Source organism: Ruegeria sp. BG7, assembly GCF_056535685.1.
Map to the genome: position 1 here is coordinate 402,221 of NZ_JBQFIU010000002.1, position 17,884 is coordinate 420,104.

The 17,884-nt window shown below is 56.2% G+C and carries 15 protein-coding genes; 8 read left to right on the top strand and 7 right to left on the bottom strand.

What is annotated here, in order from left to right; translation table 11 throughout:
* Window positions 1-34: 34 nt before the first annotated feature.
* From ACR3EH_RS19745 to ACR3EH_RS19775, 7 genes are all read left to right on the top strand, one after another.
* Entirely contained in the window at window positions 35-1,540 is a 1,506-nt protein-coding gene (locus tag ACR3EH_RS19745; protein ID WP_171187360.1) for a sugar ABC transporter ATP-binding protein, read from the top strand.
* Window positions 1,533-2,540 (top strand): ABC transporter permease, encoded by a 1,008-nt coding sequence (locus ACR3EH_RS19750; RefSeq protein WP_171187362.1) that lies wholly within the window; start codon window positions 1,533-1,535, stop codon window positions 2,538-2,540. The genes ACR3EH_RS19745 and ACR3EH_RS19750 overlap by 8 nt, the downstream gene beginning before the upstream one ends.
* On the top strand, window positions 2,537-3,529 hold the full coding sequence (locus ACR3EH_RS19755; RefSeq protein WP_171187363.1) for an ABC transporter permease: 993 nt from the start codon (window positions 2,537-2,539) through the stop codon (window positions 3,527-3,529). Before ACR3EH_RS19750 ends, ACR3EH_RS19755 begins: the two co-directional genes overlap by 4 nt.
* A gap of 2 nt (window positions 3,530-3,531) precedes the next feature.
* A complete protein-coding gene (locus ACR3EH_RS19760; RefSeq protein ID WP_216601663.1) occupies window positions 3,532-4,380 on the top strand; it encodes a sugar phosphate isomerase/epimerase family protein in 849 nt (282 codons plus the stop codon).
* Between the two features lie 61 nt (window positions 4,381-4,441).
* Entirely contained in the window at window positions 4,442-5,869 is a 1,428-nt protein-coding gene (locus ACR3EH_RS19765) for an FGGY family carbohydrate kinase (protein ID WP_174839931.1), read from the top strand.
* Complete coding sequence (locus tag ACR3EH_RS19770; RefSeq protein WP_171187367.1) at window positions 5,862-6,542, top strand: class II aldolase/adducin family protein; 681 nt, start codon at window positions 5,862-5,864, stop codon at window positions 6,540-6,542. Before ACR3EH_RS19765 ends, ACR3EH_RS19770 begins: the two co-directional genes overlap by 8 nt.
* 32 nt (window positions 6,543-6,574) lie before the next feature.
* The gene (locus tag ACR3EH_RS19775; protein WP_171676221.1) at window positions 6,575-8,188 is read left to right on the top strand and encodes an FGGY-family carbohydrate kinase; all 1,614 of its coding nucleotides are present in this window, start codon (window positions 6,575-6,577) and stop codon (window positions 8,186-8,188) included.
* Window positions 8,189-8,322: 134 nt separating this feature from the next.
* Here the strand turns inward: ACR3EH_RS19775 and ACR3EH_RS19780 are convergent, their stop codons facing one another.
* The 7 genes from ACR3EH_RS19780 to ACR3EH_RS19810 form a co-directional block, all read right to left on the bottom strand.
* On the bottom strand, window positions 8,323-9,816 hold the full coding sequence (locus ACR3EH_RS19780; RefSeq protein WP_171187370.1) for a mannitol dehydrogenase family protein: 1,494 nt from the start codon (window positions 9,814-9,816) through the stop codon (window positions 8,323-8,325).
* The gene (locus tag ACR3EH_RS19785) at window positions 9,816-10,589 is read right to left on the bottom strand and encodes an L-iditol 2-dehydrogenase (protein WP_171187372.1); all 774 of its coding nucleotides are present in this window, start codon (window positions 10,587-10,589) and stop codon (window positions 9,816-9,818) included. Before ACR3EH_RS19785 ends, ACR3EH_RS19780 begins: the two co-directional genes overlap by 1 nt.
* The gene (locus ACR3EH_RS19790; protein WP_171187374.1) at window positions 10,586-11,590 is read right to left on the bottom strand and encodes an ABC transporter ATP-binding protein; all 1,005 of its coding nucleotides are present in this window, start codon (window positions 11,588-11,590) and stop codon (window positions 10,586-10,588) included. The genes ACR3EH_RS19785 and ACR3EH_RS19790 overlap by 4 nt, the downstream gene beginning before the upstream one ends.
* Window positions 11,591-11,602: 12 nt before the next feature.
* The gene (locus ACR3EH_RS19795; protein ID WP_171187375.1) at window positions 11,603-12,433 is read right to left on the bottom strand and encodes a carbohydrate ABC transporter permease; all 831 of its coding nucleotides are present in this window, start codon (window positions 12,431-12,433) and stop codon (window positions 11,603-11,605) included.
* Window positions 12,434-12,445: 12 nt separating this feature from the next.
* Window positions 12,446-13,312: a carbohydrate ABC transporter permease gene (locus ACR3EH_RS19800; RefSeq protein ID WP_170534370.1), complete on the bottom strand. Its 867-nt coding sequence runs from the start codon at window positions 13,310-13,312 to the stop codon at window positions 12,446-12,448.
* Window positions 13,313-13,419: 107 nt separating this feature from the next.
* Window positions 13,420-14,724 (bottom strand): ABC transporter substrate-binding protein, encoded by a 1,305-nt coding sequence (locus ACR3EH_RS19805; protein WP_171187377.1) that lies wholly within the window; start codon window positions 14,722-14,724, stop codon window positions 13,420-13,422.
* A 95-nt stretch (window positions 14,725-14,819) separates the two neighbouring features.
* A complete protein-coding gene (locus tag ACR3EH_RS19810) occupies window positions 14,820-15,845 on the bottom strand; it encodes a LacI family DNA-binding transcriptional regulator (RefSeq protein ID WP_171095549.1) in 1,026 nt (341 codons plus the stop codon).
* A gap of 108 nt (window positions 15,846-15,953) precedes the next feature.
* On the opposite strand from ACR3EH_RS19810, the gene xylB reads away from it, so the two are divergent.
* On the top strand, window positions 15,954-17,390 hold the full coding sequence (xylB, locus tag ACR3EH_RS19815; RefSeq protein WP_171187379.1) for a xylulokinase: 1,437 nt from the start codon (window positions 15,954-15,956) through the stop codon (window positions 17,388-17,390).
* The last annotated feature ends 494 nt before the right edge of the window (window positions 17,391-17,884 follow it).

A 17,884-nucleotide genomic window follows, 5' to 3' on the forward strand; every position in this document is an offset into this window, starting at 1 on the left:
CGAAACGTGGGTCTCCACTCAGGCATAGAACACAATGAAAACTGATCCTGATACGGCCCCGGCGTTGAGGCTGCGAAACGTCTCGAAAACCTTCGGCGGGGTAAAGGCGCTGCAATCCGTCGATTTCGAAGTGCGGCCGGGCGAGGTACATTGCCTTGCCGGAGAAAACGGCTGCGGGAAGTCAACGCTGATCAAGATCGTTACAGGTGTTTATACAGCTGACCCCGGTGCTGAATTGGAATTGTTCGGCCACAGCTTTACTACGATTTCTCCAACAAAAGCGCGGGCGTTGGGTATTGCCGTCATATGGCAGGATCTTGCGCTGTTTCCGCATATGACAGTGGCGGAAAACATCGCTTTTGATGAGATGGTCGGGCTGATACCGCGCCTGAATTTTGGAAGCCACTACAGACGCCATGTCCAATCGGTTCTTGATCGTTTGCATGTACCATTGAACCTTGATACCCGACTGGGAGACCTACCGATCGCGCAACGCCAGATCGTTGCCATTGCCCGTGCTTTGATGGGTGAAGCCCGGCTGGTGTTCATGGATGAACCGACGGCTTCGCTGACCCAAACCGAAACAGATGCATTGTTGGAGGTGGTGCGCACGCTATCCTCACAAGGGATCGCTGTTGTTTTTGTTAGTCACCGTCTGGCCGAAGTTATCGACATTTCTGAGCGGGTCACAGTTCTGCGCGACGGTAAGCTTGTCGGCGTGTATTCTACGGAAAACATGACACAATCCCGCCTAGGTGAACTGATGACCGGGGCGTTGTTGGAGCACACAGTCAATGCGCAGGACCGCGCACAGGCGGAACCCGTGCTGGAAGTTCAGGGGATGTGTCGGCACGGCGAATTCCAGAATGTCTCCCTGACCATACGGCGCGGAGAGGTACTTGGCCTTACCGGTTTGATCGGTGCTGGCCGAACAGAACTTGCCCATGCACTGATCGGAATGAACCCGTTGGATGTGGGCGAAATCCGGTTGGAGGGTACACCGGTCCGCTTTGCCTCAATTCGCGAGGCCATCGCACGCGGTGTTGCCTATGTGTCCGAAGACCGCCTGTCTTTAGGACTTATCCAGCCGCAATCCATTGCGGACAATACCGCTATTTCTGTGCTGGACCGCATTCTCAATGGCCTTGGCTTGTTGTCTCCCAAACGCCAATCCGACCTTGTTGGGCACTGGATCAGAGAACTTGCCGTGAAAATTGGAAGGCCAGAAGACGCAGTCTCGACACTGTCAGGAGGCAACCAGCAAAGAGTTGTTTTGGCAAAATGGCTGGCAACCGAACCACGGCTTTTGATCCTGGACAGTCCGACTGTCGGTGTGGATGTCGGGGCGCGGGCCGGCATATTTAAGATCGTGCGTCAGTTGGCCGATGAGGGGCTGGCGATCCTTCTGATCTCGGACGAGGTGACCGAAGCGATGTTCAATTCGGATCGTGTCCTTCACATGGCGGATGGGCAGATTGTGGGCGAATACGATCCACGCACCACCAGCGTGTCTGAACTAGAGGCACGTATCTATGCGTGACCACTTTCGAACACACCCCGTCGAAGCGCGCCTCAGCGTCGTTCTGCTTTTGATGATCTTCGGTTTGTCGCTTGGCACCGACACATTCCTGACAATGGGAAATGTCACGTCGCTGTTGAACAATAACGCAGTCAATCTGATCTGGGCGGTCGGCTTGCTGGTTGTCCTAATTGCTGGCGGTATCGATATTTCCTTCGCGGTGGCTGCTTCGGTTGTTCAATATGTGGCAGCTCAGGTTTTCATGAGCATTGGCGGCGGCAATTGGGCGATTGGTTTTTTCGTTGCAGCTCTGCTCGGGATCGGTCTCGGACTGGTCAACGCGCTTTTGATCCACGGATTTCGGGTGATTTCCATCGTTATCACCATCGCCACCTTCAATGCGTTCTTTGGATTGCTGATGTTCTTCACCAAAGGCCGAAACATCTACAACCTGCCGGATTGGTGGACCGACCGCATCTTCATCTTCGAACGGCAGGCGGCGGACGGGACCTGGTCAGAACTGAATCTCTCGGTTGCTGTCATGATTGTCTGTGTGGTCGCGACTTGGGGTCTCATTCGCCTGACTACGCTTGGTCGCCAGCTTTATGCTTTTGGCGATAATCCCGAGGGCGCTCGGCGTGCGGGTGTGAATATCTGGCAAATGCAGATCGTCGCCTTTGGATGGTGCGGAATGATGGCCGGGATCGGTGGGTTGATGCAGGTAAACATTGCGCAAGAGGTGGTGCCAAATGCGCTTTACGGTCGAGAGTTGGACGTGTTGGCCGCGGTAGTGCTTGGCGGTGCCCGGTTGGGCGGCGGTCGTGGCACCGTCTTTGGATGCATTCTGGGGGTTATGTTTGTCGCGATCACGCAAAACGGTCTGAACCTTCTGGGGATCTCTCCCTTTGCGTTCCAGATGATTATCGGCGCTGCGATCCTGTTGGCGATTTCGTCATCGAACCTGAGCTTTGGTTGGCGTCCGCGTGCTGCCACTAGTATTGCAAAGGCAGAAACGGGATGAACCTGCGCGAACGGATACATGCGGCACTTGGGGCCGAAACCTTACCATTGCTTGTCTTTCTCGGCTTGGTCTTTCTGGCGTTTTCCCTGGCAACACCATTGTTTCTGACGGGCGCTAATTTACGCTCAATGGCCTTTCAAATGCCGGTATTGGGTCTGCTGACATTGGCCATGCTTGTGCCGATCCTGTCGGGCGGATTGAACCTTGCGATCATCTTTCAGGCCAACATCTCGGGGCTCGCATTGGCGTGGGTTCTCATCGCGTTCGGAGGGGCCGAAGCGGGGCCAGGGGCTTTCGTTCTTGGAGCAGCGCTTGCCTTGCTGGCTGGTGCCGCCTCTGGCGCCGTCATGGGAGTCGTGGTGGCTTATGTGGGCGCGCACCCCATTCTGGTTTCGCTGGCCATGATGATTTTCCTGCGTGGTTTGGGAGAATTTCTGACGCGCGGCGGCGATATTTCGGGTTTCCCGGAATATATGAATGTACTGGGTCACGGCAGTTTTCTGGGCATTCCGGTCCCGATGATCATCTTCCTGCTGGCCGCGCTTGTTTGGCACATCATGCTCAAACGCACGCGGCACGGGTTCTCGGTCTACATGATCGGTTCGAACATTCAGGCGTCTGAGTATTCCGGGCTGCCGACACGTCGTACCCTTGTGTTGATATATGCCATTTCAGGCATGATCTGCGCTGTGGCGGGCATTCTGATGGCCGCGCGCTTCAATTCAGTCCGTGTCGGCCATGGTGAGGCGTTGCTTTTGGTAACTGTTCTGGCGTGTTTTCTGGGCGGGATTGATCCGTTCGGAGGGTTCGGGCGCGTGCTGCCAGTGGTCTTGGCCCTGATTATTCTGCAAGCTCTTTCATCAGGTCTGAACCTGATCGGTGCCAACCAGCATCTGTCTACGGCTGTCTGGGGTCTGTTTCTGATTGGCGTGATGGCGTTGCGGTGGGTTGGCGCGCGATGGCAATTAAAACGACGAAGAGGGACATGATTATGGAAGGTTTCGGCGTACATACCAGCATGTGGACAATGCACTGGGATCGCGATGGGGCCGAGCGGACAATACCGGCCGCCGCCGCCTATCAGATGGACTTCATCGAGATTGCCCTGCTGGATACAGGCGTTGTCGACGCGGCCCATACGCGTGACTTACTTGAAAAATACGAGATGCGGGCTGTCTGCTCGCTGGGGCTGCCCGATCAAAACTGGGCCTCGGTCAACCCGGATGGCGCAATCGCGCACCTTGTCAACGCTATGGACAAAGCCAAGGAGATGGGCGCAGAAGCCCTGTCCGGTGTCACGTATGGTGGCATTGGAGAACGCACGGGTGTGCCGCCCACTCAGGCCGAGTATGACAATATCGCACGCGCCTTGGAGGGCGCCGCGAAACACGCAAAAACGCTGGGCATCGCCTTTGGTATCGAGCCCGTGAATCGCTATGAGAACCACTTGATCAATACGGGTTGGCAGGCGGTCGAGATGATCGAAAAAGTGGGCGCTGACAATATTTTCATCCATCTCGACACTTATCACATGAATATCGAAGAGAAGGGCGCAGGTAATGGCATCCTCGATGCACGCGAACACCTGCGTTACATTCATTTGTCGGAAAGTGACCGTGGCACGCCGGGCGAGGGGACGTGTGATTGGGACGAGATTTACGCCACTTTGGCGGCGATTGGGTTCAAGGGCGGGCTCGCAATGGAGAGTTTCATCAATATGCCGCCACAGATCGGGTACGGGCTTGCGATTTGGCGACCCGTTGCCCCTTCTTTCAAGGATGTTATGGACAAGGGTTTGCCGTTCCTCAGGAACAAGGCCGCCCAATATCGGCTCATATGACTGCGGTGCAAGGTTCACCCGGACATGAGAGAGGCTGTCCCACAACCCCCGTGGTAAGACGTTGACGGGCAAGGGTGATATCGCGGTACTTGACGTTGGTAAAACCAATGTCGAACTTTGGGTCGCCAGCAAAGATGGCACTTTGCTAGAGAATTGGTCGACCCCCAACACTGTGCTGGATGGAAAGATTTGGCGGTTTCACGACCTGGATGGTATCGCAGCCTGGCTGATCGGTACGCTTTCCGAGCTCTGCCAACGGCACCCCATTCGGACGATTGTTCCTGTTGGTCACGGTTCGGGCGGTGTGCTTGTGGGTTCCGATCCGGATAGCACCGGCGCCGGATGCGTCTTGCACATGATCGACTATGAACAGGCATGTCCACCCGAAATTGATGTTGAATATCGCAGAAAGGCGGGAACGTTCGAGGACCGTGGCAGTCCGGTAATGATGGCTTCCACTCACTCCGCCCGACAGTTGCTATGGATGGAGCGTGCCTGTCCAACTGAGTTCGGAAAGGCCCGGCATTTTCTGAATATAGCGCAATTCTGGGGATGGTGGCTGACCGGTGTTGCGGCTTCGGAATACTCTGCAATGGGCGCGCAGTCGCATCTGTGGAACGTCCCGCGCCGCCGCTGGACACCAATAGTTCAAGATCATGGCTGGCAGAGATTGATCCCAGAGTTTCGGGCGGCCTGGGAACCGCTTGGACCAGTTCGCAACACTCTGGTGCAGCGTTTCGGCTTGCCTCAAAACATGGTTGTACTGACTGGCGCGCATGACTCTTCCGCGAATTTCTTCAGGTATCTGGCTGCTCAGATCGCCGACTTTACACTTGTTTCCACGGGCACCTGGGTGGTTGCATTGTCGCGCGAAGCAGACATCGCAAGTCTTGATCAAACGCTCGGCACAACAATCAACGCCGATATGGACGGCGACCCGGTCGGAGGCGCGCTGACGATGGGTGGGCGCGAATTCTCGGCCATAGCAGGACCGGACGCCGATAATCAGGCTGCCGACCGCAAGGTCTTGGAGCGAATGATTGCACGCGGGACCATGGCGATACCAAGTTTTGGAGAAAACGAAGGGCAGTTTCCCGGCTCGGCAAGGCAAGGGCATTTCGTTGGGGCACCTCCGGCAGACGAGTTAGAACGCAAAGCGCTGGCGGTGCTTCATTCGGCGTTGCTGACAGTGACCTGTTCTGATGTGTTGAACGGTGGGGACAGGCTTATTCTGGATGGGACCTTTCTGAATGAGCCGCTTTATGCGCCCATTGTTGCTGCTCTGCGCCCGGAACGTCGGACCGAAGCGTCACATGAAACGCATGGTGTTGTCGCCGGTGCGTTGCAACTGGCTTGCAAACACTCTGGATCTTCACCGCCACCTCTGGCGCTTGATCCGGTAACCCCTATTGTGATGCCTGGTCTGGCAGAATACGCGAAGCAGTGGCGCAAGGCCGCAAACGGACAAGGAGCCCGCCTCAATGACTGAACGAGAATTGCGCGAGCGCATGGTCGAGACATGCCTAAAAATGAATGCCACCGGAATTAATCAGGGTACGGCAGGCAATTTGTCGGCCCGTTTCGAGCGCGGGTTCCTGATCACGCCATCATCTCTGCCGTATGACAAGATGAAACCCGAAGATCTGGTCGAGATGGATTTCGAGGGCACCTATGTCGGGCGCAGGCCATCGTCGGAATGGCGGTTCCACCGTGATATTCTGCAAAAGCGGGCGGATATCGATGTCGTGCTGCACTGCCACTCGGTCTACGCAACCACGCTTGCCTGTCACCATCGTCAGATTCCGGCGTTTCACTACATGGTGGGTGTGGCTGGGGGTACAACGATCCCTTGCGCACAATATGCAACCTTTGGGACTCAGGATTTGTCTGACGCGGTGCTGACTGCGCTTAAGGACCGAACCGCGTGTCTATTGGCCCAACACGGGCAGATCGCGATTGGCAAGACTTTGGACGAAGCTCTTTGGCTGGCGACTGAAGTCGAGACCTTGTCGCGCCTTTACGTGCAGGCGTTGCCGTTGGGGGAACCACCGATATTGTCGGACGATGAAATGTCACGTGTTATCGACCAGATGCAGCGTATGAAGTATGGTTTTGGCCCCGAGTCCGAGGGCAGCAACGATGTTGCGAGGCCACGCATCTAACAACGCCAGAGAAAACAGAAGAGACGGGAACAATGCGATTTTTCTTGGGGGTTGATGTCGGGACCGGCAGTGCGCGCGCAGGAATATTCGATTCAGAAGGTCACCTGCAAGGCTGCGGTGTGTGTGAACTTGCGCTGTTTCAAGAAGGCGCGGATATTGTCGAACAATCCTCGACGCAAGCTTGGTCCGCAGTCTGCAAGGCTGTGCAAGCAGCAGTGGCCCAGAGCAACGTCGACCCGAAGGATGTTGCCGGCATCGGGTTCGATGCCACATGTTCTCTCGTCGTTGTAGGCAAGAACGGGGCACCGTTACCCGTGGGATCCAGCGGGGACGCAGCGCGGGACATCATCGTCTGGATGGATCATCGTGCCATGGCAGAGACGGATGAAATCAACGCAACGAAGCATGCTGTTCTGGCTTATGTGGGCGGAGCTGTTTCACCCGAAATGCAGTTACCGAAGCTTCTTTGGCTCAAACGCCACATGCCCGAAACATTTACTGCTGCCGAGCATTTCTTTGACCTGACGGATTTCCTGACATGGAAGGCCACAGGATCTACGGCGCGGTCAAGTTGCACGGTGACATGTAAATGGACCTACGTCGCGCGAAGCGGCGGTTGGGATGAAAGCTTTTTCAAACAAACAGGTTTAGGCGAACTGGCGGAAGAAGGCTTTCGTCGCATTGGCAATGAAATCATCGACCCAGGGCAGCCTTTGGCGAATGGTCTTACTGCCGAAGCGGCCAAATCGCTTGGTCTTGTCGCGGGTACCCCTGTGGCTGCCGGATTGATCGACGCTCATGCTGGCGGTGTCGGAACGGTGGGCGCAAAGGGTCTTGGTCCTGCGAACGAAAACATGGCGTATGTGTTCGGGACATCTTCTTGTACAATGACAACAACCGCCGATCCTACTTTTGTTCCTGGTGTTTGGGGGCCGTACTACTCGGCAATGCTGCCGGGCATGTGGCTGAATGAAGGTGGTCAGTCCGCTGCTGGCGTTGGAATAGAGCGGCTGATTGCGATGCACCCCGCAGCCCAGCAAGCGGCAGATCGCGCCAAAAATGCCGGCCTTTCCGTTCCCAACTGGCTGATGACGAAGGCTACGGAAATGGTCGACAGCTCTGGCCATCTTGTTGACCTCGCCCGTGACCTGCATGTTGTTCCCGAGTTCCTCGGCAACCGCGCACCGTTTGCCGACCCGCGCACACGCGCGGTGATTGCAGGGCTGGACATGGACACATCTCTGGAAAGTCTTGTCAGCCTCTATATCGCCGGTCTTTGTGGGTTGGGCTACGGGCTGCGGCAGATCATCGAAACGCAGGCGGAACACAGTGCCAAAATCTCGAACATAGTTGTCTCCGGAGGGGCCAGCCGACAAGAGCCCGTGCGGCAGCTTTTGGCGGATACAACGGGCATCTCAATTTCTGGTCCGGAAACTGAAGAGCCGGTTCTTTTAGGCGCGGCGATCCTTGGGGCCTGCGCAGCCGGACAGCACGGTGCGAGTTTGTCCAAATGTATGTCAGAGATGTCACGCGTTTCTGATGTTTATCGGCCCTCGGGCGGACGGATTTCAGATCTTCATCAAAGACGATTTCAAACCTATCAAGCTTTTCAAACTGTAGCACGCGAAGCTGCTGCTTTGATGTAGGGTTTGTTTTTGCAACATTCCCCGTTGGCCAATTGTATCGCCAAGTTCTGACCATTTTACTGATAAAATGGTGCTGAAATCGAAACCGATACCCCGAAACACGGCTGCCAGTTCGCCTTAAGTGACCGGATCAATCATGCGATGTATCGAGCTATAGCTGCCCGGCTCCCATTCCGCCAAATCGCGTTCAGCCACATGGCAAAGACTTCGGCAAATCGCGTTCCGCGCCCGAGGTCGCCGTAATACTGACGCTGTTCGAGCCATGCTTCCGGATCGGCTTTAGAGACCAAAGCAGCTTTGTGAAGGGTGTCCCATTGCGGATCGTTGGGCTCAATCTCCGAGCCGTCTTCACGAATACCCGCACACATCCGGCACCAGAAAGCTTCGGCAAGTGCAAGCCCGTTTGCGAAAGACCCAGATGCCGTTGCATCGCGCAGCGACGGAAGCAGAAAACCCGGATGGCGTGCCGATCCGTCGAACGCAACCCGGCGCGTCGTGTCATGAACTGCGGTGTTTGCAAACCGCTTCTCAACCAGCTCTAGGTATTCTTTCGGGGTCGTTCCGGGAACGGCTTCGACAAACGGCAAAATATCATCTGCTTGAACTTTCCGAAAAAATGCCTGGATGTCCGGGTCCGACATACAATCAGATATTGTCGAAACATTTAGAATTTCACCGACATTCGCAAGCAGCTGGTGACCACCGTTCAATATGCGCAGTTTCATTGTCTCGTAGCTGTGGACATCGCGGGTCAGCGTTACCCCAACCTTTTCGAGTGGCGGTCGTCCTGCGCAGAAATCATCTTCGACCACCCATTGACGGAAGTTTTCGTGAGAGACTGGCACGCGGTCGTCGATGCCAAGCGCGCGGCACTGCGATATCACTTGGTCTGTCGTTGCCGGAACGATGCAATCCACCATGGAATTGGGGAACGCGCCGTTTCGGTCAATCCACTCGGCCAGATCAGTGTCAGACAGGCGCGCCAGCCCGACAACGCATTCTCGCAGGATTGCCCCATTGCCCTGAAGGTTGTCGCAACTTAACGCGGTGAATGGTCTGAGGCCTGTGTCCCGGCGTTTTTTCAAAGCCGAAACGATTGCGCCAAAAACCGTACGGGGTTGATCCGGGTTTTTCGCATCATACCGAATATCTTCGTGATCAAGGCCAAGCGTACCGGTATTGGCGTTCAGAAAATACCCGCCTTCCGTTACCGTCATTGACACGATTTTCGTGGATGGCTCAGCCATGCATTGGATCAAAGTACCATTGCCGGGTTCAATCGGCAGGTAATCAATCATCGAACCAATTACCTCTGCGGTTATCCCGTTGGGATCCAGCTCGATCAACGTTGTCAGGCAGTCCTGTTCCAGCAGGCGTTCTCGCATCTTGGCGTCATAGTTTCGTACACCGGCACCTATGATCGCCCAGTCATATGCCAGACCTTGTTGCATCAGTTGGTGAATGTACCAAGCCTGATGCGCACGATGAAAGTTACCAAGCCCGATGTGAACGATGCCCGGCGCAAGGTCAGCGCGTTCATACGCGGGCGTCCCAACACTTTCTGGCAGGTCTGGCAGGGTGTTGCGCTGTAACCTGACCGGGAGATTTGCGTTCGCCAGAGGGTCCATCAGCTCATCCAGTTTCCGCCGTCGACGTTGTAGGTTTGTGCGACAATGTATTCGGCCTCATCCGAGGCTAGAAACACCGCCATCCCGGTCAGATCGTCGGCGCGACCCATCCGGCCGTACGGAACGGCTGCCGCCACTTCGCGTTTCTTTTGACCAAGCGGTTTGCCTTCATGTTTTGCGAAGAAAGCATCGACACCGTCCCAATGCTCGCCGTCGACGACACCTGGGGCAATGGCGTTCACGTTGATCCCATGAGAGATCAGGTTCAGTCCCGCAGATTGCGTGAGGGAGATAATCGCGGCTTTGCTGGCACAGTAAACAGCGACCAAAGGTTCGCCCCTGCGCCCGGCCTGCGATGCCATGTTTATGATCCGACCCTTGGTTCCATGCTCGATCATATGGCGCGCAACGGCTTGCATTGTGAACAGAACACCTGCGACGTTTATTTCGAAAACACGGTTGTAATCTGAGCGCTCGATTTCGACGATGGGTGCCGCTGAGAAGATGGCTGCGTTATTGATCAATATGTCGATGGGGCCGAGAAGTGAGGCCGTCTTGGCAACGGCTGCGTCTATGCTCTGTTGGCTGGTTACGTCCATTTCGATAGCAAAGGCGGCCTCGCCTATCCCGGCGGCTGCGTCCTGCGCACGCTTAATTTCAATGTCGGCTATAGCTACGCGGGCGCCCTCTGCCACATATGCTTTGGCAAACGCCAATCCAATGCCACGCGCGGCCCCGGTGATCAGGGCGGTTTTGCCTGCCAGCCGTTTCATTCGATCCGCAGACCTTTTGCGTCAAACCGGTGAATGACGTTATCCCTTGGTGTCAGGTGGATGCGGTCCCCATGGCGGAACCCAACCTCGCCATCCGCACGGACGGTGATCGTTTCCGCCAATCCGGTTTCGTGAACGTGGAAAAAGGTGTCGGATCCAAGGTGCTCTGAAACACTTACAACCCCAGACCATTCACCTTCCGTTTCTGAGACAGCAATATGTTCTGGCCGGATTCCGATGGTTTGAGCGCCGTGTTTTGCCGCTTCTGGCCCTTCGATGAAGTTCATCTTTGGCGAGCCGATGAAGCCAGCCACGAACAGATTGCGCGGTGTGCGGTATAGCTCCAGCGGGCTGCCGACTTGCTCGATCACTCCGGCCTGTAGAACAACGATTTTGTCGGCCATAGTCATGGCTTCCACCTGATCGTGGGTCACGTAGATCATCGTGGTCGCCAACCGTTCGTGCAACTCACTGATCTCCAGCCGCATGCCGACCCGTAGAGCCGCGTCGAGGTTCGACAACGGTTCATCGAACAGGAACGCCGCAGGCTCGCGCACAATAGCGCGGCCAATGGCCACCCGCTGGCGCTGACCACCGGACAGTTGGCCGGGGCGGCGGTCCAGATAGTCGGTCAGGTTCAAAACGCTTGCAGCGCCTTCGACGCGTTTGTCGATCTCGGCCTGATCCAGCTTGGCCATGCGCAAGGGAAAAGCGATGTTCTTGCGCACTGTCATATGCGGGTAGAGCGCGTAGGACTGGAACACCATCGCCAATCCACGTTTGGCGGGCGGCACGTCTGTGGCATCCGAACCGTCAATGTCGATGGAGCCTGAGGTGATATCCTCCAACCCCGCGATCAGGCGCAGAAGGGTGGACTTGCCGCAACCCGAGGGGCCGACGAAGACGGTGAACTCGCCATCTTCGATGGTTAGGTCCAGCGGCGGGATGACCTGCACGTCGCCGAAGCTTTTGGTCACGGACTTGAGTTGAATGCGTCCCATGTGTCGTGTTCCTTATTTCACAGCGCCGAAGGTCAGGCCGCGGACGAGTTGTTTCTGGCTGAACCAGCCAAGGATCAGGATCGGTGCGATAGCCATGGTCGAGGCCGCGCTGAGCTTGGCGAAGAACAGGCCCTCGGGGCTGGAGTAGCTGGCGATGAAAGCCGTAAGCGGTGCCGCATCAACGGCCGTCAGATTGAGCGTCCAGAACGCCTCGTTCCACGCGAGGATGAAGTTCAGCAGCACCGTTGAGGCGATGCCGGGGATAGCCATGGGTGTCAGGACGAAGAGGATTTCCTCTTTGAGTGTCGCGCCATCCATCCGCGCAGCTTCTAGAATTTCACCAGGAATTTCACGGAAGTATGTGTAAAGCATCCAGACGATGATCGGCAGGTTGATCAGCATCAAGACGACGACCAACCCTCCACGCGTGTCCAGCAGGCCCAACCGGATGAACAGCAGGTAAATCGGGTACAGTACGCCGACGGCAGGCAGCATCTTGGTGGACAACATCCACAGCAGGATGTCCTTGGTGCGCTTGGACGGCACGAAGGCCATGGCCCATGCGGCGGGGACGGCGATGATCACACCCAGTATGGTCGAGCCACCCGCGATGATGACCGAATTCCACAGGAACCGCATATAATCAGATCGTTCCTGCACGATGGCATAGTTCTCAAGCGTCCAGTTGAAGTTCAGAAAAATCGGTGGGCTGGCAATTGCCTGCGCCTCGGTCTTGAAGCTGGTCAGGATGGTCCAGAGGATCGGGAAAAAGATCAGCAGTCCGACGGCCCAGGCAAGGGCAGTGTTCAGCGATTTGCGGCGGGTTGTGACGGCGCGGGCCATGGTCTTACCTCCTCACGCGTCCAGGTTTTTGCCGACGATGCGCATCAGGAAGATTGCAACGATATTGGCAAGAATGATGGCATAGACACCTCCGGCTGATCCGAGGCCGACATTCTGGCTCTCCAGCACGCGCTGGAAGATCAGGTAGGTGAGCGTGCGGGTGCCGAATGCGCCGCCAGTGGTCACGAAGATCTCGGCGAATATCGACAGCAGGAAAATCGTCTGGATCAGGATCACGATGGTGATCGCGCGACTCAGATGCGGCAGGATGATGTGGTAAAAGCGTTTCAGGACCGGTGCGCCGTCCATCTCTGCCGCTTCCAACTGCTCACTGTCCAGCGACTGGATCGCGGTCAACAGGATCAATGTTGCAAAGGGCAGCCACTGCCACGAGACGATCATGATGATCGAGGTCATCGACGCCTCGGACAGCCATGAGATCGGCTCGGCCCCAAAGAAACGCCACAGATGCGCCAGCAGGCCGTTGACCGGGTCCATGAACATGTTCTTCCAGACCAGCGCGGATACTGTAGGCATTACGAAGAAGGGCGCGATCACAAGGATACGGACAACTCCTTGGCCCCACATCGGCTGATCCAGAAGCATCGCCAGTAGGATGCCCAGAACAACGGTGATGACCAGAACACCGCCGACGATCATCAGCGTTGCCTGAACTGCAGGCCAAAACGAACTGGACGAGACAAAGCGGACGTAGTTGTCGAACCCGACCCATCCCAGATCACCGCCACGCAGGGGCAGGTACTTCTTGAAGGAAAAATACAGCGTCATCGTCAGAGGCACCAGCATCCAGCCAAGCAGCAGGACCACTGCGGGTGCCATCATCAGGCGAGCAACGGATCGGGAATGTTGAGTAGCCATGACGCAAGACCTCTCTGTTCAGGCGTAGCTTAGCCTGCGAGAAAAACGCGGGTTGTGGAAGGGTTGAGGCGGGGGGCAGAGCGCTGCCCACCCGCGGGGAGAAGACGTCAGTACCCTGCGGCTTCCATTTCTTCAGCGGTGAAGGCCTGCGCTTTTTCAAGCGCCTCGTCCACCGTCTGTTGTCCGGCATAGACTGCCGAGAACTCCTGGCTCACCTGCGTGGCGATGCCTGCGAATTCCGGGATCGCGACGAACTGGATGCCAACATAGGGCGTCGGTTGTGCACAGCAGTTGTCCGGATCGGCCGCAAGGATCGAATCCAGCGTCATCTTGGCGAATGGAACCTTCTGGTATTCCGGATTCTCATACAGTGAGGTCCGTGCACCCGGAGGCACATTGGCCCAGCCTTCATTTTCGGCCACCAACTCGATGTAATCTTTCGAAGTTGCCCACTCGATGAACTGCTTGGCCGCATCTTCCTGCTGCGTGCCCGCAGGAATGGCCAGTGCCCAAGCCCACAGCCAGTTGGCACGTTTGTCGACACCTTCCGAATTTGGTGCCAGCGCAAAGCCAACCTGGTCAGCCACGGTCGAGTCATTCGGGTTGGTCACAAAGGATGCCGCGACGGTGGCGTCGATCCACATGCCGCACTTGCCTTGCTGGAACAGCGAGAGGTTTTCGTTGAACCCGTTGGTCGCATATCCCGCTGGGCCAGACTCATTCATCATATCGACGAAGAAGGTCAGCGCTTCTTTCCATTCGGGTTGATCGAACTGAGGTTTCCAGTCCTCATCGAACCAGCGGGCACCGAAGGAATTCCCAGTCACGGTGATAAACGCGCCGCCCTCACCCCAACCGGCCTTGCCGCGCAGGCAGATGCCGTTGATGTCGTTGTCGCGGTCGGTCATGGCTGCCGCAGCTTCACGGATGAACTGCCACGTCGGCGCATCAGGCATCTCCAGCCCGGCCTGTTCCATCAGGTCGGTGCGGTACATCACCATCGAGCTTTCGCCGTAGAACGGGGCTGCATACAGTGTGCCGTCGTTGCTGAGGCCGTTACGCATCGCGGGCAGGATGTCGTCCACGTCATATTCGGCGGACATGCCTTCTAACGGGACCAGCCAGCCATTCGCGCCCCAGATTGGCGTTTCGTACATGCCGATGGTCATGATGTCGAACTGACCGCCCTTGGTGGTGATGTCGGTGGTCACGCGCTGGCGTAGCACGTTTTCTTCCAGTGTCACCCATTCCACATCAATGCCGGTCGCTTCGGTAAATTTGTCGGTATAGCCCTGCATCCGGATCATGTCGCCGTTGTTCACAGTGGCGATGGTAATGGATTGCGCGTGGGCCGCTGCCGTGGCGACGAAAGTCAATGCAGTCGCCGCACGAAGTGCGTGCTTCAGATACATCCCTGTCCTCCCTGAGCTTGGATGTCGTGCAGGGAGCCTAGATCGTAAATTGTCGCGCCGTCAATAAAAACTTTACGCGCGTTAAAATAATTCGCTTATGCAGAATCCCTCAGAACCAGCCTTGCGGGAAAAAGGGTTTCACTGCGTGTTTCAAATTCTCCACCATTTTCAATAAGTTCGAACAAAGTCTCTACGCTGCGCCCCGCAACGTTGTCGTAGTCATGTGCAGCAGTCGTCAGAGACGGGCACGTAAACTTTGCAAAGGGGTGATCGTCATTCGAGGCCACGCGCAGCGTGCAATCATCTTTGCGCCCTACCCGAATCCCCTGTTCAAAACAGGCCGCAAGAAATCCAATGGCCAGCCTGTCATTGCTGCACAAAACCGAGTTTGTTTTCAGCCCACGCTCTGCCAGAACTTTTAAAGCGCCCCGATGCCCAATCTCTTCAAAAGCCCAGCCTTTGCCATCGACTTTGATGATATGAGGCTCGAACCCCAGGCGTTCCATAACCTCAATATAGGCTTTCCGTCGTTTGTTGGCGTTTGGGTTTGCAGGTGTGCGCATTTCAAAGAATGAAGGCGGCTCGCCTGTCCGTGTCATGTATTCCACGGTCTGCGAAACAAAGCTGAAATTGTCCGAACCAACAAAAGCTGCCCCCAGACCATCAAGATTACTGTCGAACAGGACGGTTGGCACATTGGCACAGAATTTTTCGACTGCGGATCGGTCCGAGATGCGCCCCAATGGTGCCAGCAAAACCCCTGCGGGTTTCATGGATTGCAGCCCGTCCAGAATTTCGTTTTCTAGTTTTTGTTCCCCGTGTGAGCTGAACAGGGACGGTCGGTAGCCCGCCGCAATGCAGGATTGTTCCAGATACCTGGCAATTTCAGCGAAGAACGGATCGGCAAGATAGGGCACGACGATGCCAATGTTCTTGGTCAGTTTCCGGTTCTGGTTCACAGCATAGATATTCGGGCGGTAGTCAAACCGTTCCAGCGCCTCTTCGATGCGCGCCCTTGTTGTCGGGCGTACGCTGTCGGGGTCGTGGAAATACTTGGACACCGTGGGTCGCGAGATCCCGCTGAGGGCCGCGAACTCTTCCATGTTTTTTATCTTGGTCATTCCAGTCTGCCTGCGGATTCCAGCCGCCTTGATCTTATCATATTTTTACATATTCTTTGCGCGCGACAAAAAATCAATAGCCAGACATGAGCGGTGCAAGAGGTCTGAATGTATCTTGGGATTGATATCGGAACATCAGCAGTCAAACTTGTCTGCACGGATACCGACCGGATTCTCGCCACTTCCTCGGTAGGGATCGACACGTCCTCGCCGCGGCCCGGATGGTCAGAACAGCACCCGGATCTGTGGTGGGATGCAACACGCGACGCATTGAACCAACTTTCCGGACAAGTCACGCTGTCGGGCGTGAAAGCCATCGGTTTGTCTGGTCAGATGCATGGGGCCGTGTTGCTGGACCACAATCTGCGTCCGATCCGCCCGGCAATCCTTTGGAATGACAGCAGATCAGCACGAGAATGCGACGAACTGCGCGCGGTCCAGCCGAAAATCGGGCAGATCGCAGGTGTTCTTCCGCTGCCAGGGTTTACAGCGCCCAAGATTTCGTGGCTGAAACAGAATGAACCCGAACACTATTCGCGTCTCGCTCATATGCTGCTGCCCAAGGATTACGTCGGCTTATGCCTGCATGGAGAATTGGCAACCGATACCTCAGATGCTGCGGGAACACTTTGGCTGGATCAGGCCGCGCGCAACTGGCATGTCGGGATTACTGAGGCCACTGGCGTCTTACCCAGCTGGTTGCCACCGATTTTTAACGGCACCGACGTTGTAGGAAGTGTAACAGCACAAGCTGCCGCGATGACCGGGTTGAAGGAAGGTGTTCCCGTGGTGGCCGGAGGAGGTGACGCGGCAACAGGTGCTGTATCTCTGGGGGCTACCGAACCGGGACGTGGGTTTATCTCACTGGGAACATCCGGCCAACTGTTCGTTGCAGATCGCGAATACAAACCCAATCCAGAACGTTATGTACACGCATTTGCGCACACGTTGCCGGGCCGTTGGTATCAAATGGCCGCAATGCTGAACGGTGCGCGGCCAATTTCGTGGATAGGTGGGCAGCTGGGGCTTTCCGCTGCCGAGGTTGTTGCACTTGCCGAAACGGCCAGCGGAGAGCGTTTGCCGATCTTCCTGCCTTACCTGACTGGTGAGCGAAGCCCTTTGGGAGATCCCCATATCCGCGCGAGCTTCTTTGGTCTTGAGGATTCGACAACACGCGCTGAAATCTGTCGTTCTGTGGTAGAAGCAATTGCATTTTGCTTTGCTGACGCAGCACAGAGTTTCGGCGATACAATTGACAGCTTGCCAGAATTGGCCGCTATCGGAGGGGGCAGCCAGTCAGATCTGTTATTGCGCCTGATCGCCACGGTCACGGGGAAACCCATCGTGCGCTCACAAGGGTCCGATTCAGGTCCAGCCTTTGGCGCTGCCCGTCTTGCGGCCTGCGGTGTTGGTGCTTTGCAAGAGGCGGACCTTGCAGTTCAGCCGTCCACAACTGACAGGTTTGAACCTGACGAGATGGCCGCTTTGTCTGAACGATTGCAGCGATTTCGCCGGTTGTACAAAGCTGTCAGCGTTGTCGATTGATCGCCATGCGCAAACGGTCGGCATTGACCCCTGGGGTCAATAACATTCCTGCGAGCGGCCATGAATACGATCAGGCGTTCTGACAACAGTCATAGCCAGCCCTGAGGATACGGAGCCGGTGCGATGCCCCGAACTTGTCAGACAGGAAGCCCACCGACCACACATGATCGTTCCTCTACGCTCCAGCATTACCCCGACCCGAGGGCGACCAACCTGACGAACAACCCTAGCCGGTTTACATCGGCTGGGGGATTTGGTTCGCGATTTATAGCATGAGCGATCCAGATGTTTGTTCGTCCTGCTGGGAGATGCGCGGTACCCGTTTGTATGTCCGATTTGGTCCAACGCAAGTCTTTGCCAGAGTTTCGGTCCTGAAGCCCACTTGTTTTAGCGCGCCCTGCACCGGGCGGTAACGTGGTGTAAATTACAGTTTCTGGGGGCTGCGGGGGTCTATCCCCAGATTAAGTGCTTTCTCATTTCCTACGGCCCTAAAA